Origin of the sequence: Pseudomonas sp. MWU12-2345 (assembly GCF_023242385.1) — a bacterium.
In the GTDB taxonomy this organism is placed as follows: domain Bacteria; phylum Pseudomonadota; class Gammaproteobacteria; order Pseudomonadales; family Pseudomonadaceae; genus Aquipseudomonas; species Aquipseudomonas gingeri_D.
Map to the genome: position 1 here is coordinate 16,064 of NZ_JALLJA010000033.1, position 17,836 is coordinate 33,899.

A 17,836-nucleotide genomic window follows, 5' to 3' on the forward strand; every position below is an offset into this window, starting at 1 on the left:
TCGGTCGTTTGCTGCAGTAACTGATTTTTATTTTTTTGAGTCGATAAGAGTAAGGTCGGGCGTACATCCACTGGGTGTCATGTTCCCGGGCTAACCTGAAGACCGTTTGAGGGCTTATCAATGCCAAGACGTCGTGTAGCAGCCAAGCGTGAGATTCTGGACGATCCGAAATACGGTAGCCAGATTCTCGCCAAATTCATGAACCACGTGATGGAAAGCGGCAAGAAAGCCGTGGCCGAACGTATCGTTTATGGTGCTCTGGAAAAAGTTAAAGAGCGCAAAAACGCTGACCCCCTGGAACTCTTCGAGAAAGCACTCGACGCCATCGCTCCGCTGGTCGAAGTGAAGTCGCGCCGTGTAGGCGGTGCTACTTACCAGGTTCCGGTCGAAGTTCGTCCGTCCCGTCGTAACGCTCTGGCAATGCGCTGGTTGGTAGACTTCGCCCGCAAGCGCGGCGAGAAGTCCATGGCTCTGCGTTTGGCTGGCGAACTGTTGGATGCCGCTGAAGGTAAAGGTGCTGCAGTTAAGAAGCGTGAAGACGTGCACCGTATGGCTGAAGCCAACAAGGCTTTCTCGCACTACCGCTTCTAATTTTAGCGTCACTCAATTTGCGAGGGCTTTATGGCTCGTACAACCGATATTAAACGCTACCGTAACATTGGTATCGTTGCTCACGTGGACGCGGGTAAAACCACGACCACCGAGCGCGTCCTGTTTTACACGGGCGTAAACCACAAAATGGGCGAGGTGCACGACGGCGCCGCGACCATGGACTGGATGGTGCAGGAGCAGGAGCGGGGTATTACCATTACCTCCGCTGCGACCACCGCATTCTGGGAAGGTTCTGCCAAGCAGTTTCCCAAGCACCGCTTCAACATCATCGATACCCCCGGCCACGTTGACTTCACCATTGAAGTAGAACGTTCGCTGCGCGTACTCGACGGTGCGGTCGTTGTGTTCTGCGGTACTTCCGGTGTCGAGCCTCAGTCTGAAACCGTATGGCGTCAAGCCAACAAGTACGGTGTTCCACGTCTCGTTTACGTGAACAAGATGGACCGTGCCGGTGCGAACTTCCTGCGTGTTGTTGCGCAGATCAAGCAGCGCCTGGGTCACACTCCAGTGCCTATCCAGTTGGCTATCGGTTCCGAAGACAACTTCCAGGGTCAGATCGATCTGATGTCCATGGAAGCCGTCTACTGGGACGACGCTGACAAAGGTATGGCTGCTCGTCGCGAAGCTATCCCTGCTGAACTGCAGGAGCTGGCCGAAGAGTGGCGCAGCAACATGGTCGAGGCGGCTGCCGAAGCCAACGAAGAGCTGATGAACAAATACCTCGAGGGTGAAGAGCTCACCATCGAGGAAATCAAGGGCGCTCTGCGTCAGCGGACCATCGCTGGCGAAATCGTTCTGGCTGTTTGCGGTTCTTCCTTCAAGAACAAGGGTGTTCCCCTGGTTCTCGACGCTGTTATCGACTACCTGCCTGCACCTGTCGACATTCCTGCCATCAAGGGTTCCGATCCGGATGACGAGACTATCGCCATGGAGCGTCATGCAGACGACAGCGAACCGTTCTCCGCTCTGGCGTTCAAAATCGCCACTGACCCATTCGTGGGTACCCTGACCTTCGCTCGCGTTTACTCGGGCGTGTTGAGCTCCGGCGACGGCGTGATCAACTCGGTCAAGGGCAAGAAAGAGCGCGTGGGTCGTATGGTGCAGATGCATGCCAACACCCGTGAAGAGATCAAGGAAGTACGCGCTGGCGACATCGCGGCCCTGATCGGCATGAAGGACGTCACCACCGGTGACACCCTGTGCTCTGCTGACAAGCCAATCATCCTGGTTCGCATGGACTTCCCGGAGCCGGTTATTTCGGTTGCCGTTGAGCCAAAGACCAAGGATGACCAGGAAAAAATGGGTATCGCTCTGGGCAAACTTGCTCAGGAAGACCCGTCTTTCCGCGTCAAAACTGATGAAGAGACTGGTCAAACGATCATCTCCGGCATGGGCGAGTTGCACCTGGACATCCTGGTTGACCGGATGCGCCGTGAGTTCAACGTCGAAGCCAACATCGGTAAGCCTCAGGTTTCCTATCGTGAGAAGATCACGAAGAATTGCGAAATCGAAGGCAAGTTCGTTCGCCAGTCCGGCGGTCGTGGCCAGTTCGGTCACTGCTGGATTCGTTTTGCGCCGGCTGACGAAGGTCAGGAAGGTCTGCAATTCGTGAACGAAGTAGTGGGTGGTGTGGTTCCTAAGGAATACATCCCGGCTATCCAGAAGGGTATCGAAGAGCAGATGAAGAACGGCGTTGTTGCCGGTTATCCGCTGATCGGCCTGAAGGCTACTGTGTTTGACGGTTCTTACCACGACGTCGACTCCAACGAGATGGCGTTCAAGGTGGCTGCTTCCATGGCGACCAAGCAACTCGCGTCCAAGGGCGGCGGTGTTGTACTTGAGCCGATCATGAAGGTAGAAGTTGTAACACCTGAGGACTACATGGGTGACGTGATGGGTGACCTGAACCGTCGTCGTGGTCTGATCCAGGGTATGGAAGATACGGTTTCCGGCAAGGTGATCCGCGCCGAGGTTCCGTTGGGCGAAATGTTCGGTTATGCGACCGATGTTCGTTCCATGTCCCAGGGTCGCGCGAGCTACTCTATGGAATTCTCCAAATACTCCGAAGCTCCGTCGAACATCGTCGAAGCTCTCGTTAAAAAACAAGGCTGATTCAGCCCTTTAGGCTAGGAGTTAATTGTCGTGGCTAAAGAAAAATTTGATCGTTCCCTCCCGCACGTCAACGTTGGCACCATCGGTCACGTCGACCACGGTAAAACCACGCTGACCGCTGCTCTGACTCGCGTTTGCTCCGAGGTTTTCGGTTCCGCAGTCGTTGAATTCGATAAAATCGACAGCGCGCCGGAAGAAAAGGCTCGTGGTATCACCATCAACACCGCGCACGTCGAGTACAACTCTTCGACTCGTCACTACGCGCACGTTGACTGCCCGGGTCACGCTGACTATGTGAAAAACATGATCACCGGTGCTGCCCAGATGGACGGCGCGATCCTGGTTTGCTCGGCCGCCGATGGTCCGATGCCACAAACCCGTGAGCACATCCTGCTGTCCCGTCAGGTAGGCGTTCCGTACATCGTGGTTTTCCTGAACAAGGCTGACCTGGTAGACGACGCAGAGCTGCTGGAACTGGTTGAGATGGAAGTGCGCGACCTGCTGAGCACTTACGACTTCCCAGGTGATGACACTCCAATCATCATCGGTTCGGCTCGTATGGCGCTGGAAGGCAAAGACGATAACGAAATGGGTACTTCGGCTGTCAAGAAGCTGGTTGAAACCCTGGACAGCTACATTCCAGAGCCAGTTCGTCTGACCGACAAGCCATTCCTGATGCCAATCGAAGACGTATTCTCGATCTCGGGTCGCGGTACTGTTGTGACTGGTCGTATCGAGCGCGGTATCGTTCGCGTTCAAGACCCACTGGAAATCGTTGGTCTGCGTGACACCACCGTCACCACCTGCACCGGTGTTGAAATGTTCCGTAAACTGCTCGACGAAGGTCGTGCGGGCGAGAACTGCGGCGTTCTGCTGCGTGGTACCAAGCGTGACGACGTTGAGCGTGGCCAGGTTCTGGTCAAGCCAGGTTCGGTCAAGCCGCACACCAAGTTCACCGCAGAAGTTTACGTTCTGAGCAAGGAAGAAGGCGGCCGTCATACTCCGTTCTTCAAAGGCTACCGTCCACAGTTCTACTTCCGTACTACTGACGTGACCGGTAACTGCGAGCTGCCAGAAGGCGTTGAAATGGTAATGCCAGGTGACAACATCCAGATGACTGTCACTCTGATCAAAACCATCGCGATGGAAGACGGTCTGCGTTTCGCTATCCGTGAAGGCGGTCGTACCGTCGGCGCTGGCGTCGTAGCCAAAATCATCGAGTAAGCTTTCTCATTGAGATAGCTTCGATGCTTTGAAAAAGCCCCCGCCTTGCGGGGGCTTTTTTATTAGGTTGACACCTATCTGGGGCGTCTATAGAATTGCGCCTCCTTTTAACGGGCGTATTGCGCTCGGTGGGAATAGCAGCCGGAGTCTGAAATCCAATGCAAAATCAGCAAATCCGTATCAGGTTGAAGGCTTTTGACCATCGCCTGATCGACCAATCCACCCAGGAAATCGTGGAAACCGCGAAACGTACTGGTGCTCAAGTGCGTGGTCCAATTCCACTGCCTACCCGTAAAGAGCGGTTCACCGTTCTGGTCTCCCCGCACGTCAACAAAGACGCGCGCGACCAGTACGAGATCCGTACTCATAAGCGTGTACTGGACATCGTCCAGCCAACGGATAAAACCGTTGATGCGCTGATGAAGCTTGATCTTGCGGCAGGTGTGGAAGTGCAGATCAGCCTCGGCTAAGACTCGGTCTTAGTCGTGTAACGCTCTGAAATGGGCGGCCATAGCGGGTGAAAGCCCCGTACACTCATGAGGTTTACAACATGACTATTGGTGTAGTCGGTCGTAAATGCGGTATGACCCGTATTTTCACCGAAGAAGGTGTCTCCATTCCGGTTACGGTCATTGAGATCGAGCCGAATCGCGTCACCCAGTTCAAAACTGAAGAAACCGATGGCTATCGTGCAGTGCAAGTCACTGTCGGCGAGCGTCGTGCTTCGCGTGTTACAGCTGCTCAAGCTGGCCACTTCGCTAAAGCGAACGTTGCCGCTGGTCGTACCGTAATGGAGTTCCGTCTTGAAGACGGCGACTACCAGGCCGGCGATCTGATCAACGCTGAAATCTTCGCCGCTGGTCAACTGGTTGATGTAACCGGTCAGTCCAAGGGTAAAGGCTTCCAGGGTACGATCAAGCGTTGGAACTTCCGCGGGCAAGATAATACCCACGGTAACTCCGTGTCCCACCGCGTTCCAGGCTCTATCGGCCAGTGCCAGACTCCTGGTCGTGTATTCAAGGGCAAGAAAATGTCCGGTCATATGGGCGCTGAGCGCGTGACCGTGCAGTCCCTCGAAGTAGTGCGCGTGGACGCTGAACGCAATCTGTTGTTGGTCAAGGGCGCTGTTCCTGGCGCTACTGGCGGCAACCTGGTTGTACGTCCAGCAGCCAAGGCTCGCGGTTAAGGGGAAGCTGACATGCAATTAAATGTAAATGACGCTCAGGCAATCGAAGTTTCCGAACTGACATTTGGCGGCGAATTCAACGAGACGCTGGTTCACCAAGCAGTCGTGGCCTACATGGCTGGCGGCCGTCAGGGTAGCAAGCAGCAAAAGACCCGTTCCGACGTTTCCGGTGGCGGTAAGCGCCCATGGCGTCAGAAAGGTACTGGCCGTGCTCGTGCCGGTACCATCCGTAGCCCAATCTGGCGTGGCGGCGGTACCACTTTCGCAGCTCGTCCTCAGGATCACTCCCAGAAGCTGAACAAGAAGATGTATCGCGCAGCAATGCGTTCCATCCTTGCTGAGCTGGTGCGTACTGATCGTCTGGTCGTGGTTCAGGATTTCGCTGTTGAAACGCCGAAAACCAAAGACCTGCTGAACAAACTGACTGGCATGAGTCTGACCGACGTTCTGATCGTGTCCGACGCTGTTGATCAGAACCTGTACCTGGCTGCTCGTAACCTGCCACACGTTGATGTCCGTGACGTACAGGGTTCCGATCCAGTTAGTCTGATCGCATACGACAAGGTGTTGATCACCGTGTCGGCCGTGAAGAAATTCGAGGAGCTGCTGGGATGAACCAGGAACGCGTATTTAAAGTTCTGCTTGGCCCGCACGTTTCCGAGAAGGCTACGGTCCTGGCAGACAAGAAAGGTCAGTTCGTTTTCAAGGTTGCGACTGACGCAACCAAGCTGGAAATCAAGAAGGCCGTCGAAAGCCTGTTCAGCGTGAAAGTAGAGCGTGTGACTACCCTGAATGTCCTGGGTAAAAGCAAACGCACTGCTCGCGGTCTGGGCAAGCGTAATGACTGGAAGAAGGCAGTTATCTCCCTTCAGCCAGGCCAAGATCTCGATTTCAGCAGCAGTGCTGAGTAAGGAAGGGGTGCATCATGGCAATCGTTAAATGCAAACCGACTTCCCCTGGCCGCCGTTTTGTGGTCAAGGTGGTCAACAAGGAGCTGCATAAAGGCGCTCCTCACGCACCGCTGCTCGAGAAAAAATCGAAGACTGGTGGTCGTAACAACAATGGCCGTATTACCACTCGTCACATCGGTGGTGGTCATAAGCAGCATTATCGTCTGGTCGATTTCCGTCGCAACGACAAAGATGGCATCTCTGCCACTGTCGAGCGTATCGAATACGATCCAAACCGTACTGCTCACATCGCTCTGCTGCTGTACGCAGACGGCGAGCGTCGCTACATCATCGCGCCTAAAGGCGTGAGTGCTGGCGACCAGCTGATCGCAGGCGCTCTGGCTCCAATCAAGCCGGGTAACGCTCTGCAACTGCGCAACATCCCAGTGGGTTCCACCGTACACGGCATCGAATTGAAGCCAGGTAAAGGTGCACAGATCGCTCGTTCCGCTGGTGCTTCGGCTCAGCTGATCGCTCGTGAAGGTGTCTACGTGACCCTGCGTCTGCGCTCCGGTGAAATGCGTAAAGTGCTGTCGGAATGCCGTGCAACGCTGGGCGAAGTCTCGAACTCCGAGCACAGCCTGCGTTCCCTCGGTAAAGCCGGTGCCAAACGCTGGCGTGGCGTTCGCCCAACCGTTCGTGGTGTTGCCATGAACCCGGTTGACCACCCACATGGTGGTGGTGAAGGTCGTACCTCTGGTGGTCGTCATCCGGTATCGCCGTGGGGCTTCCCGACTAAGGGCGCGAAGACTCGTGGTAATAAGCGTACCGACAAAATGATCGTCCGTCGTCGCAAGTAAATAGAGGGATACGACAGTGCCACGTTCTCTGAAAAAAGGTCCTTTTATCGATCTTCACCTACTGAAGAAGATCGAAGTGGCGGCGGAAAAGAACGATCGCAAACCAGTTAAGACCTGGTCGCGCCGTTCCATGATCCTGCCACAAATGGTCGGTTTGACCATCGCTGTGCATAACGGTCGTCAACACGTCCCCGTTCTCGTGAACGAAGACATGGTCGGCCACAAACTGGGCGAGTTTGCCGGTACCCGCACATATCGTGGGCACGTGGCTGACAAGAAAGCCAAGCGTTAAGGGGTTAGGAAATGGAAGTAGCCGCTAAGTTGTCGGGCGCTCGAATCTCCGCCCAGAAAGCCCGCTTGGTCGCCGACCAGATCCGCGGGAAGAAGGTGGGCGAAGCGCTCAACTTGTTGGCTTTCAGCAGTAAGAAAGCCGCCGAGATCATGAAGAAAGTGCTGGAGTCGGCCGTAGCCAACGCCGAGCATAACGAAGGCGCAGACGTTGATGACCTGAAGGTCAGCACCGTTTTCGTCAACGAAGGGCGTTCGCTGAAGCGCATCATGCCGCGTGCCAAAGGCCGGGCTGATCGCATCGTCAAGCGGTCTTGCCATATCACTGTCAAGGTTGCTGACAAGTAACGGAGTCGAAGAGATGGGTCAGAAAGTACATCCCATTGGCATTCGCCTGGGAATCGTCAAGGAGCACACCTCCGTCTGGTACGCAGACGGTCGGACTTATGCGGACTATTTGCTCGCAGATCTGAAAGTGCGTGAGTACCTCCAAGACAAACTAAAAAGCGCGTCCGTAAGCCGTATCGATATCCATCGTCCGGCCCAAACTGCACGCATCACCATCCACACCGCTCGTCCAGGTATCGTTATCGGGAAGAAAGGTGAGGATGTTGAGAAACTGCGTCAGGACCTGACCAAGCAAATGGGTGTGCCTGTGCACATCAATATCGAAGAGATCCGCAAGCCGGAGCTCGACGGTATGCTGGTTGCCCAGAGCGTAGCTCAGCAGCTGGAGCGTCGTGTGATGTTCCGTCGCGCCATGAAGCGCGCCGTACAGAACGCCATGCGCATTGGTGCCAAAGGCATCAAAATCCAAGTGAGCGGTCGTCTCGGCGGTGCTGAAATCGCACGTACTGAATGGTATCGCGAAGGTCGTGTGCCACTGCACACCCTGCGTGCCGACATCGACTATGCCAACTACGAAGCTCACACCACCTACGGTGTGATCGGTGTAAAGGTTTGGATCTTCAAAGGCGAAGTAATTGGTGGTCGCCAAGAAGAACTGAAACCACAAGCACCAGCGCCTCGTAAAAAAGCTGCTAAGTAAGGGGTACGCCAAATGTTGCAACCAAAGCGTACGAAGTTCCGCAAGCAGATGACAGGCCACAACCGTGGTCTGGCTCAGCGCGGTAGCAAAGTCAGCTTCGGCGAGTTCGCGCTGAAGTCTGTTGCTCGTGGTCGTCTCACCGCTCGTCAGATCGAGTCAGCGCGTCGTGCTCTGACCCGTCACGTAAAACGTGGCGGCAAGATCTGGATCCGTGTGTTCCCGGACAAGCCTATCTCCAAAAAGCCCCTCGAAGTTCGGATGGGTAAAGGTAAGGGTAACGTGGAGTACTGGGTTGCCCAGATTCAGCCAGGCAAAGTCCTGTATGAAATCGAGGGTGTTACTGAAGAGCTGGCGCGTGAGGCTTTTGCCCTGGCTGCTGCAAAGCTGCCGCTCGCCACCGCTTTTGTTAAACGGACGGTGATGTGATGAAAGCGAATGAACTTCGTGAAAAATCAGCACAGCAGCTGAACGAGCAACTGCTCGGCCTGCTGCGCGACCAGTTCAATCTGCGTATGCAGAAAGCAACTGGCCAGTTGGGGCAGTCTCACCTGCTCTCGCAAGTTAAGCGCGACATCGCTCGTGTGAAGACTGTGCTCAACCAGCAGGCAGGTAAGTAATCATGGCTGAAGCCGAAAAGACCGTCCGTACGCTGACTGGCCGTGTTGTCAGCGACAAAATGGACAAGACCATCACCGTTCTGATCGAGCGTCGCGTAAAGCACCCGATCTACGGTAAATACGTTAAGCGTTCGACTAAGCTGCACGCGCACGACGAAACCAACCAGTGCCACATTGGCGACAAGGTCACGATTCGTGAAACTCGTCCGATGGCCAAGACCAAGTCTTGGGCGCTGGTTGATGTTCTCGAACGCGCTGTGGAAGTCTAAGGGCTAGGGGTCGGAGAAATTATATGATTCAGACTCAATCCATGCTCGATGTGGCCGATAACAGCGGCGCTCGCCGCGTTATGTGCATCAAGGTGCTGGGTGGCTCGCATCGTCGTTACGCTGGTATCGGTGACATCATCAAAGTAACCGTCAAGGAAGCAATTCCGCGCGGTAAAGTGAAGAAAGGCCAAGTGATGACTGCTGTCGTAGTCCGCACTCGCCATGGCGTTCGTCGTGCTGACGGCTCCATTATCCGCTTTGATGGCAACGCTGCTGTTCTGTTGAACAACAAGCAAGAGCCGATCGGCACCCGTATCTTTGGGCCAGTGACCCGTGAACTTCGTAATGAGAAGTTCATGAAGATCGTCTCGCTCGCCCCAGAAGTGCTGTAAGGAGATCCGACATGCAAAAGATTCGTCGTGACGACGAGATCATCGTGATCGCCGGCAAAGACAAAGGTAAGCGCGGTAAGGTGCTTAAGGTTCTCGCTGATGACCGTCTGGTCGTCGGTGGTCTGAACCTGGTCAAGCGTCATACCAAGCCTAACCCGATGTCGGGCGTACAGGGCGGTATCGTCGAAAAAGAAGCGCCACTGCACGCTTCCAACGTCGCCATTTTCAACGGCGAAACCAACAAGGCTGACCGCGTTGGTTTCAAAGTAGAAGACGGCAAAAAAATTCGTGTCTTCAAGTCGACCCAAAAAGCGGTTGATGCTTGAACACTGCTAGGTAGAAGACCATGGCACGACTGAAAGAGATTTACCGGAAGGAAATCGCTCCGAAGCTTAAGGAAGAACTTAAGCTGGCGAACGTGATGGAAGTTCCGCGCATTACCAAGATCACCCTGAACATGGGTCTGGGCGAAGCGATCGGTGACAAGAAAGTCATCGAGCACGCTGTGGCTGACCTGGAGAAGATCACCGGCCAGAAAGTCGTTGTGACCCACGCTCGCAAATCCATCGCTGGCTTCAAAGTCCGCGAAGGTTGGCCGATCGGTGTCAAAGTGACCCTGCGTCGCGATCGTATGTATGAGTTCCTGGATCGTCTGCTGTCGATCTCCCTGCCTCGGGTTCGCGACTTCCGCGGCCTGAATGCCAAGTCCTTCGACGGTCGTGGCAACTACAGCATGGGCGTGAAAGAGCAGATCATTTTCCCGGAAATCGATTACGACAAGATCGATGCTCTGCGCGGTCTGGACATTACCCTGACCACCACTGCCAAGAACGATGATGAAGGTCGCGCATTGCTGCGTGCTTTCAAATTCCCGTTCCGCAACTGATTGGAGTAGGAAAATGGCCAAGAAGAGCATGAAAAACCGTGAGCTGAAGCGTCAGCTCACCGTTGCCAAGTACGCCACCAAGCGTGCAGCACTGAAAGCTATCATCGTCGATCTGAACGCAAGTCCAGAAGCACGTTGGGAAGCTTCGGTAGCCCTGCAGAAGCAGCCACGTGACGCAAGCGCCTCGCGCATGCGTAACCGCTGCCGCATCACTGGTCGTCCGCACGGCGTTTACCGCAAGTTCGGCCTCGGCCGTAACAAGCTGCGTGAAGCGGCCATGCGTGGTGACGTACCAGGTCTGGTTAAAGCCAGCTGGTAAGCCACACCGCCCAAGTCACGGTGGTCGGTCTCGCAAGAACCGACCACCGGTGACCTTGAGTTTGAATCAAGCCCCTTTTGGGGCTTGATTCATTTCTGGGGTGTGTCTAGAATGACCGGCTCGCCTGAGCCTGCACTTTTTACGTGTGGAGATACTCGGCGACAGTTGTAGCCGCAAGGCTAATTCTTTTTGTATCAGGAGCGTCTAGCCCATGAGTATGCAGGACCCGTTAGCGGACATGCTAACTCGAATCCGTAATGCCCAGATGGCTGAAAAGTCCGTCGTAAGCATGCCGTCTTCCACGTTGAAGGTGGCTGTAGCAAAAGTCCTGAAGGACGAAGGTTACATCGCGGGTTATCAGATCAGCAGCGAAACCAAGCCGTTGCTATCCATCGAGCTGAAATACTTCGAAGGCCGTCCGGTCATCGAGGAAGTGAAGCGCGTTAGCCGTCCAGGCCTGCGTCAGTACAAGTCCGTTGAGGATCTGCCGAAAGTTCGTGGCGGTCTCGGCGTGTCTATCGTCTCCACCAACAAAGGTGTGATGACGGATCGTGCTGCGCGCGCTGCCGGTGTCGGCGGCGAAGTTCTTTGCACTGTGTTCTAAGGGGGGATAAGCATGTCTCGCGTCGCTAAGAACCCCGTTAAGCTGCCAGCCGGTGTCGAAGTCAAATTCGCAGGCCAACAGCTTTCGGTGAAGGGTGCCAAGGGTACTCTTGAACTGAACATCCATTCGTCCGTTGAGATCGTTGAAGAAGCTGGTGAGCTGCGTTTCGCTGCTCGCAATGGCGATCAACAAACTCGCGCAATGGCCGGTACCACGCGTGCGTTGGTAAACAACATGGTCCAAGGCGTAAGCCAAGGCTTCGAGCGTAAGCTCCAGCTGGTCGGTGTTGGTTACAAAGCGCAAGCAAAAGGCACGGTTTTGAACCTGGCCCTTGGCTTCTCGCACCCAGTGGATTACGAACTGCCGGAAGGCATCACCGCTGAGACCCCTAGCCAAACCGATATCCTGATCAAGGGCATCGATAAGCAGCTGGTAGGTCAGGTGGCCGCTGAGATCCGCGACTTCCGTCCACCAGAGCCGTACAAAGGCAAAGGTGTGCGCTACGCGGACGAAGTCGTCCGTCGTAAAGAAGCCAAGAAGAAGTAGGGCATAGCAAATGACCGACAAAAAAGTTACTCGACTGCGTCGCGCTCGCAAAGCACGCCTGAAAATGCACGAACTCGAAGTCGTGCGTCTCTGCGTGTTCCGCTCTTCGCAGCACATCTACGCCCAGGTCATTTCGGCCGACGGCAACAAAGTCCTGGCAAGTGCCTCGACTTTGGACAAAGAACTGCGTGATGGTGCCACTGGCAACATCGACGCGGCCACTAAGGTTGGCCAGCTGGTCGCTACGCGTGCTAAAGCCGCTGGCGTCTCGCAGGTGGCTTTCGACCGCTCTGGCTTCAAGTACCACGGCCGCGTCAAGGCGCTGGCTGATGCTGCTCGTGAAGCTGGGCTGGAGTTCTAAGTTATGTCAAATAACGACCAAAAGCGCGACGAAGGCTACATCGAGAAGCTGGTTCAAGTTAACCGCGTAGCCAAAACCGTTAAAGGCGGCCGTATCTTCACCTTCACCGCGTTGACCGTGGTAGGTGATGGCAAGGGCCGTGTAGGCTTCGGCCGTGGCAAGTCACGTGAAGTGCCTGCTGCGATCCAGAAGGCTATGGAAGCTGCTCGCCGCAACATGATCCAGGTTGATCTGAACGGCACCACCCTGCAGTACGCCATGAAGTCCGCCCACGGCGCTTCGAAGGTTTACATGCAGCCTGCTTCTGAAGGTACCGGTATCATCGCTGGCGGCGCTATGCGTGCTGTCCTCGAAGTCGCTGGTGTGCAGAACGTTCTGGCCAAGTGCTACGGCTCGACTAACCCGGTAAACGTGGTTCACGCCACTTTCAAAGGTTTGAAAGCGATGCAGTCCCCTGAGTCCATTGCTGCCAAGCGCGGCAAAACTGCAGCGGAGATCCGTTGATCATGGCAACTGTAAAAGTAACGCTGATCAAAAGCATGACCGGCCGCATCCCTAACCACAGACTGTGCGTTAAGGGTCTGGGTCTGCGTCGCATCGGTCACACTGTAGAAGTCCTGGATACTCCCGAGAATCGCGGGATGATCAACAAGGCTTACTACATGCTGCGTGTAGAGGGTTAATCGATGAAACTCAATGATCTGAGTCCAGCGCCGGGTTCCCGTCGCGAAAAGCATCGTCCGGGCCGTGGTATCGGTAGCGGTTTGGGTAAGACCGGTGGCCGTGGCCACAAAGGTCAGACCTCCCGCTCCGGTGGCACCATTGCTCCAGGCTTTGAAGGCGGCCAACAGCCGCTGCATCGTCGCCTGCCGAAGTTCGGTTTCGTTTCCCTGAAAGCCATGGACCGCGCAGAAGTGCGTCTGTCCGAGCTGGCCAAAGTGGACGGCGACATCGTCACCGTGCAGTCCCTGAAAGATGCCAACGTGATCAACCAGAACGTACAGCGTGTGAAAATCATGCTGTCGGGCGAAGTGACTCGCGCAGTAACTATCAAGGGCATCGCCGCCACCAAAGGTGCGCGTGCGGCTATCGAAGCAGCTGGCGGCAAGTTCGAGGAATAAATGGCTAAGCAAGGTGCTCTCTCAGCGCTCAGCAAAGGCGGGTTATCCGAGCTCTGGGCTCGACTGCGTTTTCTATTCCTGGCGATTATCGTCTACCGGATAGGCGCGCACATCCCAGTTCCTGGTATCAACCCGGACCGGCTGGCGGACCTGTTTCGACAGAATGAGGGGACCATTCTTAGCTTGTTCAACATGTTTTCCGGCGGCGCGCTGGAGCGGATGAGCATCTTTGCACTGGGGATCATGCCGTACATTTCGGCATCGATCATCATGCAGTTGATGAGCGCCGTCAGCCCGCAGCTGGAGCAGTTGAAGAAGGAAGGTGAGGCTGGTCGTCGTAAGATCAGCCAATACACCCGCTATGGCACCGTCGTCCTGGCACTGGTTCAAGCCATTGGCATGTCCATTGGCCTGGCTAACCAGGGCGTCTCGTTTAGTGCTGGCTTCAGCTTCCATTTCGTTGCGGTGTCCACTTTTGTGGCCGGCGCGATGTTCATGATGTGGTTGGGCGAGCAGATTACCGAGCGCGGTGTTGGTAACGGTATCTCGATGTTGATTTTTTCGGGTATCGTCGCCGGTCTTCCGAGAGCAATCGGGCAGTCTTTCGAGTCTGCACGTCAGGGCGATATCAACATCTTCGCTTTGGTTGCCATCGGTTTGCTGGCAGTAGCGATCATCGGTTTCGTGGTGTTCATTGAGCGTGGCCAGCGTCGTATTGCTGTTCACTACGCTAAGCGTCAGCAGGGCCGCAAGGTCTTTGCTGCGCAGACCAGCCACCTGCCGCTGAAGGTGAATATGGCCGGTGTTATTCCTGCTATCTTCGCGAGCAGCATCTTGCTGTTCCCGGCTTCGCTGGGTGCCTGGTTCGGTCAGTCTGAAGGTATGGGCTGGTTGCAGGACATCTCGCAGTCGATCGCTCCTGGTCAGCCGTTGAATATTCTGCTGTTTAGTGCAGGGATTATTTTCTTCTGCTTCTTCTATACGGCGTTGATGTTCAATCCGAAAGACGTAGCGGAAAACCTGAAGAAGTCCGGTGCCTTTATTCCGGGTATCCGTCCAGGCGAGCAGTCGGCGCGCTACATTGATGGCGTTCTGACCCGTTTGACCATGTTCGGTGCTCTTTATATGACGGCCGTGTGCCTGCTTCCCCAGTTCCTGGTGGTTGCGGCAAACGTTCCGTTCTACCTTGGCGGGACCTCGTTGCTGATCGTGGTCGTGGTTGTGATGGACTTCATGTCCCAAGTACAATCGCACCTCGTTTCGCACCAGTACGAATCCCTGATGAAGAAAGCCAACCTGAAGGGTTACGGCAGCGGCATGCTGCGCTGACCCATAAGGTTCGAGGAGTTGGTGATGAAAGTTCGTGCATCGGTGAAAAAGCTGTGCCGTAACTGCAAGATTATTCGCCGCGAAGGTGTGGTTCGAGTAATTTGCAGCGCGGAACCGCGTCACAAACAGCGCCAAGGCTGAGTGTGATCTGCTAAAAGCCCAGCAGCTAGTGCGCTGCTGGGTTGATTATTTGTTATTACAGCGATATTATCTCGCGCCCTATTTCTTGGCTTCCGGGGCGTAGGTAGCTGTCAATTGGAGTCCCACTGAATGGCCCGTATTGCAGGCGTTAACATTCCAGATAACAAGCACACTGTTATCTCGCTGACCTACATCTATGGTGTTGGTCGCACTACTGCACAGAAAATTTGTGCAGTGACTGGGGTCAACCCAGCCGCAAAGATCAAGGATCTGAGCGACGAGCAGATTGAACAGCTGCGTGGCGAAGTGGCGAAGTTCACCACTGAAGGTGACCTGCGTCGCGAAATCAACATGAAAATCAAACGCTTGATGGACTTGGGCTGCTACCGCGGTCTGCGCCATCGTCGTGGTCTGCCAGTACGCGGTCAGCGTACCAAGACCAACGCGCGTACTCGCAAAGGTCCGCGTAAGCCGATCCGCAAGTAATCGCACCAGCGAATCGACAGGAATCTAGTCATGGCAAAACCTGCTGCTCGTCCTCGTAAGAAAATTAAAAAGACAGTGGTTGATGGCATCGCCCACATCCACGCGTCTTTCAACAACACCATCGTGACCATTACCGACCGTCAAGGTAACGCTCTTTCTTGGGCTACCTCCGGTGGTTCGGGTTTCCGCGGTTCCCGCAAGTCCACCCCGTTCGCTGCTCAAGTAGCTGCTGAACGTGCTGGTCAAGCTGCGCTGGAATACGGCCTGAAAAACCTCGACGTTAACGTCAAAGGTCCAGGTCCAGGTCGTGAGTCCGCTGTCCGTGCATTGAACGGCTGTGGCTATAAGATCGCCAGCATCACCGACGTGACGCCAATCCCGCACAACGGGTGCCGTCCGCCGAAGAAGCGCCGCGTGTAATCCAGGAGATTGTAAAGAATGGCTCGTTACATTGGTCCAAAATGCAAACTGGCTCGTCGCGAAGGCACCGATCTCTTCCTGAAGAGCGGCGTGCGCGCTATCGAATCCAAGTGCAACATCGAAGCAGCACCTGGTATCCACGGCCAACGCCGCGGTCGCCAGTCCGACTACGGCACCCAACTGCGTGAAAAGCAGAAGGTCCGTCGTATTTATGGCGTTCTTGAGCGTCAGTTCAGCGGCTACTACAAAGAAGCTGCCGGCCGTAAAGGCGCAACCGGTGAAAACCTGCTGCAACTGCTCGAATGCCGTCTGGACAACGTTGTATACCGTATGGGTTTTGGCTCGACTCGTGCCGAATCCCGTCAACTGGTATCGCACAAGTCGATCAGCGTTAACGGCAAAACCGTCAACGTCCCGTCCTACCAGGTTCGTGCTGGTGACGTGGTAGCTATTCGTGAGAAAGCTAAGAATCAACTGCGCATTGTCCAGGCTCTCGATCTGTGTGCCCAGCGTGGCCGCGTAGAATGGGTAGAAGTGGACACTGAGAAGAAGTCGGGCGTTTTCAAGAACGTGCCTGCTCGCAGTGACCTCTCCGCCGACATCAACGAAAGCCTGATTGTCGAGCTCTACTCCAAGTAAGGGCTAGAAAATAGGTGCATCCATGCAGATTTCGGTAAATGAGTTCCTGACACCCCGTCACATTGACGTGCAGGTTGTCAGTCCAACCCGCGCTAAGATCACCCTCGAGCCTCTCGAGCGTGGTTTTGGCCACACCCTGGGCAACGCGCTGCGCCGCATCCTGTTGTCCTCAATGCCAGGCTGTGCAGTAGTCGAGGCCGAGATTGACGGTGTGCTCCACGAGTACAGCGCCATCGAAGGTGTACAGGAAGACGTCATTGAAATCCTGTTGAACCTTAAAGGTCTGGCTATCAAGCTGCACGGCCGTGACGAAGTTACGCTGACCTTGTCGAAGAAGGGTTCGGGGGTGGTTACCGCTGCCGATATTCAGCTGGATCATGATGTCGAGATCGTTAATCCCGATCACGTAATCGCCAACCTGGCGTCTAACGGCGCCTTGAACATGAAGCTCACCGTAGCTCGTGGTCGTGGTTATGAACCAGCAGACTCGCGTCAGAGCGATGAAGACGAAAGCCGCAGCATCGGTCGCTTGCAGCTCGACTCTTCGTTCAGCCCGGTTCGCCGTATCGCTTACGTGGTGGAAAACGCCCGTGTCGAGCAGCGTACCAACCTGGACAAACTGGTTATTGATCTGGAAACCAACGGTACCCTGGATCCTGAAGAGGCTATCCGCCGCGCTGCAACCATCCTGCAACAGCAGTTGGCTGCGTTCGTCGACCTCAAAGGTGACAGTGAGCCAGTGGTTATCGAGCAAGAAGACGAGATCGATCCGATCCTGCTTCGCCCGGTTGACGATCTGGAACTGACTGTACGTTCGGCCAACTGCCTTAAGGCGGAAAACATCTACTACATCGGCGACCTGATTCAGCGTACCGAAGTAGAGCTGTTGAAGACTCCGAACCTGGGCAAGAAATCCTTGACTGAAATCAAGGACGTTCTGGCCTCCCGCGGTCTGTCCCTCGGCATGCGCCTCGACAACTGGCCGCCTGCAAGTCTTAAGAAGGACGACAAGGCGACTGCCTGATCGTCGTAATCACCGAACGTAGTGTTTGGTAAGGAATGAACCATGCGTCATCGTAAAAGTGGTCGTCACCTGAGCCGCACCAGCTCGCACCGCAAGGCCATGTTTCAAAACATGGCGGTGTCGCTGTTCGAGCACGAGCTGATCAAAACGACTCTGCCAAAAGCCAAAGAACTGCGTCGCGTTGCTGAGCCGCTGATCACTCTGGCCAAAGTAGATAGCCTGGCTAACCGCCGTCTGGCTTTCGACCGTACTCGTTCGAAAGCTATCGTTGGTAAGCTCTTCAACGACCTGGGCAAGCGTTACGCTACCCGTGAGGGTGGCTACCTGCGCATCCTCAAGTGCGGTTTCCGCACTGGCGACAACGCGCCTATGGCGTACGTCGAGTTGGTTGATCGTGCTACTGCCGGCGAAGCTGTATCTGCCGAGTAAGACGTCAGTCTGAAACGAAAAACCGGGCCTAGT

31 protein-coding genes are annotated in these 17,836 nt (G+C 55.2%); all 31 read left to right on the plus strand.

Annotated features, from left to right (window positions below):
• Nucleotides 1-120: 120 nt before the first annotated feature.
• The 31 genes from rpsG to rplQ all read left to right on the plus strand — a co-directional run bounded on the left by rpsG (nucleotide 121) and on the right by rplQ (nucleotide 17,803).
• Nucleotides 121-591, plus strand: coding sequence for a 30S ribosomal protein S7 (gene rpsG, locus M5C71_RS32980; RefSeq protein WP_103495381.1), 471 nt, complete (start codon nucleotides 121-123; stop codon nucleotides 589-591).
• A gap of 30 nt (nucleotides 592-621) precedes the next feature.
• Nucleotides 622-2,724, plus strand: coding sequence for an elongation factor G (fusA, locus tag M5C71_RS32985; protein ID WP_152742393.1), 2,103 nt, complete (start codon nucleotides 622-624; stop codon nucleotides 2,722-2,724).
• 30 nt (nucleotides 2,725-2,754) lie between these two features.
• A complete protein-coding gene (tuf, locus tag M5C71_RS32990; protein ID WP_178130057.1) occupies nucleotides 2,755-3,948 on the plus strand; it encodes an elongation factor Tu in 1,194 nt (397 codons plus the stop codon).
• 158 nt (nucleotides 3,949-4,106) lie between these two features.
• Nucleotides 4,107-4,418, plus strand: coding sequence for a 30S ribosomal protein S10 (gene rpsJ / locus M5C71_RS32995; RefSeq protein ID WP_003186070.1), 312 nt, complete (start codon nucleotides 4,107-4,109; stop codon nucleotides 4,416-4,418).
• An 80-nt stretch (nucleotides 4,419-4,498) separates the two neighbouring features.
• Nucleotides 4,499-5,134 carry a 50S ribosomal protein L3 gene (gene rplC, locus M5C71_RS33000; protein WP_003194649.1) on the plus strand — a complete coding sequence of 212 codons (636 nt, stop codon included), beginning with the start codon at nucleotides 4,499-4,501 and terminating at the stop codon, nucleotides 5,132-5,134.
• A gap of 12 nt (nucleotides 5,135-5,146) precedes the next feature.
• Nucleotides 5,147-5,749, plus strand: a complete 603-nt coding sequence (gene rplD, locus M5C71_RS33005; RefSeq protein WP_121135086.1) for a 50S ribosomal protein L4 — start codon at nucleotides 5,147-5,149, stop codon at nucleotides 5,747-5,749.
• Nucleotides 5,746-6,045, plus strand: a complete 300-nt coding sequence (rplW, locus tag M5C71_RS33010) for a 50S ribosomal protein L23 (RefSeq protein WP_002555488.1) — start codon at nucleotides 5,746-5,748, stop codon at nucleotides 6,043-6,045. Before rplD ends, rplW begins: the two co-directional genes overlap by 4 nt.
• 14 nt (nucleotides 6,046-6,059) lie before the next feature.
• Entirely contained in the window at nucleotides 6,060-6,884 is an 825-nt protein-coding gene (gene rplB / locus M5C71_RS33015; RefSeq protein ID WP_103495383.1) for a 50S ribosomal protein L2, read from the plus strand.
• 16 nt (nucleotides 6,885-6,900) lie between these two features.
• The gene (gene rpsS / locus M5C71_RS33020; protein ID WP_002555486.1) at nucleotides 6,901-7,176 is read left to right on the plus strand and encodes a 30S ribosomal protein S19; all 276 of its coding nucleotides are present in this window, start codon (nucleotides 6,901-6,903) and stop codon (nucleotides 7,174-7,176) included.
• An 11-nt stretch (nucleotides 7,177-7,187) separates the two neighbouring features.
• Entirely contained in the window at nucleotides 7,188-7,520 is a 333-nt protein-coding gene (gene rplV, locus M5C71_RS33025) for a 50S ribosomal protein L22 (RefSeq protein WP_003103908.1), read from the plus strand.
• Between the two features lie 13 nt (nucleotides 7,521-7,533).
• Nucleotides 7,534-8,220 (plus strand): 30S ribosomal protein S3, encoded by a 687-nt coding sequence (rpsC, locus tag M5C71_RS33030; protein WP_008065719.1) that lies wholly within the window; start codon nucleotides 7,534-7,536, stop codon nucleotides 8,218-8,220.
• 12 nt (nucleotides 8,221-8,232) lie between these two features.
• Nucleotides 8,233-8,646 carry a 50S ribosomal protein L16 gene (rplP, locus tag M5C71_RS33035; protein WP_003232424.1) on the plus strand — a complete coding sequence of 138 codons (414 nt, stop codon included), beginning with the start codon at nucleotides 8,233-8,235 and terminating at the stop codon, nucleotides 8,644-8,646.
• Complete coding sequence (rpmC, locus tag M5C71_RS33040; protein WP_002555481.1) at nucleotides 8,646-8,837, plus strand: 50S ribosomal protein L29; 192 nt, start codon at nucleotides 8,646-8,648, stop codon at nucleotides 8,835-8,837. The genes rplP and rpmC overlap by 1 nt, the downstream gene beginning before the upstream one ends.
• 2 nt (nucleotides 8,838-8,839) lie before the next feature.
• Nucleotides 8,840-9,106: a 30S ribosomal protein S17 gene (gene rpsQ / locus M5C71_RS33045; protein WP_003194644.1), complete on the plus strand. Its 267-nt coding sequence runs from the start codon at nucleotides 8,840-8,842 to the stop codon at nucleotides 9,104-9,106.
• A gap of 23 nt (nucleotides 9,107-9,129) precedes the next feature.
• The gene (rplN, locus tag M5C71_RS33050) at nucleotides 9,130-9,498 is read left to right on the plus strand and encodes a 50S ribosomal protein L14 (protein WP_011063774.1); all 369 of its coding nucleotides are present in this window, start codon (nucleotides 9,130-9,132) and stop codon (nucleotides 9,496-9,498) included.
• Nucleotides 9,499-9,509: 11 nt separating this feature from the next.
• Nucleotides 9,510-9,824 carry a 50S ribosomal protein L24 gene (rplX, locus tag M5C71_RS33055; protein WP_007896770.1) on the plus strand — a complete coding sequence of 105 codons (315 nt, stop codon included), beginning with the start codon at nucleotides 9,510-9,512 and terminating at the stop codon, nucleotides 9,822-9,824.
• 20 nt (nucleotides 9,825-9,844) lie between these two features.
• Nucleotides 9,845-10,384, plus strand: coding sequence for a 50S ribosomal protein L5 (rplE, locus tag M5C71_RS33060; RefSeq protein ID WP_040071276.1), 540 nt, complete (start codon nucleotides 9,845-9,847; stop codon nucleotides 10,382-10,384).
• A 13-nt stretch (nucleotides 10,385-10,397) separates the two neighbouring features.
• Nucleotides 10,398-10,703 carry a 30S ribosomal protein S14 gene (rpsN, locus tag M5C71_RS33065; RefSeq protein WP_100944356.1) on the plus strand — a complete coding sequence of 102 codons (306 nt, stop codon included), beginning with the start codon at nucleotides 10,398-10,400 and terminating at the stop codon, nucleotides 10,701-10,703.
• Nucleotides 10,704-10,914: 211 nt separating this feature from the next.
• The gene (gene rpsH, locus M5C71_RS33070) at nucleotides 10,915-11,307 is read left to right on the plus strand and encodes a 30S ribosomal protein S8 (RefSeq protein WP_003228724.1); all 393 of its coding nucleotides are present in this window, start codon (nucleotides 10,915-10,917) and stop codon (nucleotides 11,305-11,307) included.
• 12 nt (nucleotides 11,308-11,319) lie between these two features.
• The gene (gene rplF / locus M5C71_RS33075) at nucleotides 11,320-11,853 is read left to right on the plus strand and encodes a 50S ribosomal protein L6 (protein ID WP_003176412.1); all 534 of its coding nucleotides are present in this window, start codon (nucleotides 11,320-11,322) and stop codon (nucleotides 11,851-11,853) included.
• A 10-nt stretch (nucleotides 11,854-11,863) separates the two neighbouring features.
• On the plus strand, nucleotides 11,864-12,214 hold the full coding sequence (gene rplR / locus M5C71_RS33080) for a 50S ribosomal protein L18 (RefSeq protein WP_003186037.1): 351 nt from the start codon (nucleotides 11,864-11,866) through the stop codon (nucleotides 12,212-12,214).
• A gap of 3 nt (nucleotides 12,215-12,217) precedes the next feature.
• Nucleotides 12,218-12,718 carry a 30S ribosomal protein S5 gene (gene rpsE, locus M5C71_RS33085; RefSeq protein ID WP_100944357.1) on the plus strand — a complete coding sequence of 167 codons (501 nt, stop codon included), beginning with the start codon at nucleotides 12,218-12,220 and terminating at the stop codon, nucleotides 12,716-12,718.
• Nucleotides 12,719-12,720: 2 nt separating this feature from the next.
• On the plus strand, nucleotides 12,721-12,897 hold the full coding sequence (gene rpmD, locus M5C71_RS33090; protein WP_010438202.1) for a 50S ribosomal protein L30: 177 nt from the start codon (nucleotides 12,721-12,723) through the stop codon (nucleotides 12,895-12,897).
• A 3-nt stretch (nucleotides 12,898-12,900) separates the two neighbouring features.
• The gene (gene rplO / locus M5C71_RS33095) at nucleotides 12,901-13,335 is read left to right on the plus strand and encodes a 50S ribosomal protein L15 (protein WP_103495384.1); all 435 of its coding nucleotides are present in this window, start codon (nucleotides 12,901-12,903) and stop codon (nucleotides 13,333-13,335) included.
• Nucleotides 13,336-14,664: a preprotein translocase subunit SecY gene (gene secY / locus M5C71_RS33100; RefSeq protein WP_100944359.1), complete on the plus strand. Its 1,329-nt coding sequence runs from the start codon at nucleotides 13,336-13,338 to the stop codon at nucleotides 14,662-14,664.
• 24 nt (nucleotides 14,665-14,688) lie between these two features.
• On the plus strand, nucleotides 14,689-14,805 hold the full coding sequence (rpmJ, locus tag M5C71_RS33105; RefSeq protein ID WP_002555468.1) for a 50S ribosomal protein L36: 117 nt from the start codon (nucleotides 14,689-14,691) through the stop codon (nucleotides 14,803-14,805).
• A gap of 129 nt (nucleotides 14,806-14,934) precedes the next feature.
• Nucleotides 14,935-15,291 (plus strand): 30S ribosomal protein S13, encoded by a 357-nt coding sequence (gene rpsM / locus M5C71_RS33110; protein ID WP_003186020.1) that lies wholly within the window; start codon nucleotides 14,935-14,937, stop codon nucleotides 15,289-15,291.
• A gap of 30 nt (nucleotides 15,292-15,321) precedes the next feature.
• Complete coding sequence (gene rpsK / locus M5C71_RS33115) at nucleotides 15,322-15,711, plus strand: 30S ribosomal protein S11 (RefSeq protein ID WP_007924177.1); 390 nt, start codon at nucleotides 15,322-15,324, stop codon at nucleotides 15,709-15,711.
• Between the two features lie 18 nt (nucleotides 15,712-15,729).
• Entirely contained in the window at nucleotides 15,730-16,350 is a 621-nt protein-coding gene (gene rpsD, locus M5C71_RS33120; RefSeq protein WP_017123253.1) for a 30S ribosomal protein S4, read from the plus strand.
• A 22-nt stretch (nucleotides 16,351-16,372) separates the two neighbouring features.
• On the plus strand, nucleotides 16,373-17,374 hold the full coding sequence (gene rpoA, locus M5C71_RS33125; RefSeq protein ID WP_003176403.1) for a DNA-directed RNA polymerase subunit alpha: 1,002 nt from the start codon (nucleotides 16,373-16,375) through the stop codon (nucleotides 17,372-17,374).
• A gap of 42 nt (nucleotides 17,375-17,416) precedes the next feature.
• Nucleotides 17,417-17,803 carry a 50S ribosomal protein L17 gene (gene rplQ, locus M5C71_RS33130; RefSeq protein WP_100944360.1) on the plus strand — a complete coding sequence of 129 codons (387 nt, stop codon included), beginning with the start codon at nucleotides 17,417-17,419 and terminating at the stop codon, nucleotides 17,801-17,803.
• Nucleotides 17,804-17,836: the final 33 nt, after the last annotated feature.

Coding starts and splice junctions, on each gene's coding strand:
- rplQ (WP_100944360.1), top strand. CDS start 17,417: ATGCGTCATCGTAAAAGTGGTCGTCACCTGAGCCGCACCAGCTCGCAC.
- rpsN (WP_100944356.1), top strand. CDS start 10,398: ATGGCCAAGAAGAGCATGAAAAACCGTGAGCTGAAGCGTCAGCTCACC.
- rplC (WP_003194649.1), top strand. CDS start 4,499: ATGACTATTGGTGTAGTCGGTCGTAAATGCGGTATGACCCGTATTTTC.
- rpsE (WP_100944357.1), top strand. CDS start 12,218: ATGTCAAATAACGACCAAAAGCGCGACGAAGGCTACATCGAGAAGCTG.
- rplF (WP_003176412.1), top strand. CDS start 11,320: ATGTCTCGCGTCGCTAAGAACCCCGTTAAGCTGCCAGCCGGTGTCGAA.
- rpsC (WP_008065719.1), top strand. CDS start 7,534: ATGGGTCAGAAAGTACATCCCATTGGCATTCGCCTGGGAATCGTCAAG.
- rplR (WP_003186037.1), top strand. CDS start 11,864: ATGACCGACAAAAAAGTTACTCGACTGCGTCGCGCTCGCAAAGCACGC.
- rplV (WP_003103908.1), top strand. CDS start 7,188: ATGGAAGTAGCCGCTAAGTTGTCGGGCGCTCGAATCTCCGCCCAGAAA.
- secY (WP_100944359.1), top strand. CDS start 13,336: ATGGCTAAGCAAGGTGCTCTCTCAGCGCTCAGCAAAGGCGGGTTATCC.
- rpmC (WP_002555481.1), top strand. CDS start 8,646: ATGAAAGCGAATGAACTTCGTGAAAAATCAGCACAGCAGCTGAACGAG.
- rpsG (WP_103495381.1), top strand. CDS start 121: ATGCCAAGACGTCGTGTAGCAGCCAAGCGTGAGATTCTGGACGATCCG.
- rplD (WP_121135086.1), top strand. CDS start 5,147: ATGCAATTAAATGTAAATGACGCTCAGGCAATCGAAGTTTCCGAACTG.
- rplE (WP_040071276.1), top strand. CDS start 9,845: ATGGCACGACTGAAAGAGATTTACCGGAAGGAAATCGCTCCGAAGCTT.
- fusA (WP_152742393.1), top strand. CDS start 622: ATGGCTCGTACAACCGATATTAAACGCTACCGTAACATTGGTATCGTT.
- rpmJ (WP_002555468.1), top strand. CDS start 14,689: ATGAAAGTTCGTGCATCGGTGAAAAAGCTGTGCCGTAACTGCAAGATT.
- rplX (WP_007896770.1), top strand. CDS start 9,510: ATGCAAAAGATTCGTCGTGACGACGAGATCATCGTGATCGCCGGCAAA.
- rpsM (WP_003186020.1), top strand. CDS start 14,935: ATGGCCCGTATTGCAGGCGTTAACATTCCAGATAACAAGCACACTGTT.
- rpsJ (WP_003186070.1), top strand. CDS start 4,107: ATGCAAAATCAGCAAATCCGTATCAGGTTGAAGGCTTTTGACCATCGC.
- rpsH (WP_003228724.1), top strand. CDS start 10,915: ATGAGTATGCAGGACCCGTTAGCGGACATGCTAACTCGAATCCGTAAT.
- rplP (WP_003232424.1), top strand. CDS start 8,233: ATGTTGCAACCAAAGCGTACGAAGTTCCGCAAGCAGATGACAGGCCAC.
- rpmD (WP_010438202.1), top strand. CDS start 12,721: ATGGCAACTGTAAAAGTAACGCTGATCAAAAGCATGACCGGCCGCATC.
- rpsQ (WP_003194644.1), top strand. CDS start 8,840: ATGGCTGAAGCCGAAAAGACCGTCCGTACGCTGACTGGCCGTGTTGTC.
- rplN (WP_011063774.1), top strand. CDS start 9,130: ATGATTCAGACTCAATCCATGCTCGATGTGGCCGATAACAGCGGCGCT.
- rplW (WP_002555488.1), top strand. CDS start 5,746: ATGAACCAGGAACGCGTATTTAAAGTTCTGCTTGGCCCGCACGTTTCC.
- rpoA (WP_003176403.1), top strand. CDS start 16,373: ATGCAGATTTCGGTAAATGAGTTCCTGACACCCCGTCACATTGACGTG.
- rplB (WP_103495383.1), top strand. CDS start 6,060: ATGGCAATCGTTAAATGCAAACCGACTTCCCCTGGCCGCCGTTTTGTG.
- rpsD (WP_017123253.1), top strand. CDS start 15,730: ATGGCTCGTTACATTGGTCCAAAATGCAAACTGGCTCGTCGCGAAGGC.
- rpsK (WP_007924177.1), top strand. CDS start 15,322: ATGGCAAAACCTGCTGCTCGTCCTCGTAAGAAAATTAAAAAGACAGTG.
- rplO (WP_103495384.1), top strand. CDS start 12,901: ATGAAACTCAATGATCTGAGTCCAGCGCCGGGTTCCCGTCGCGAAAAG.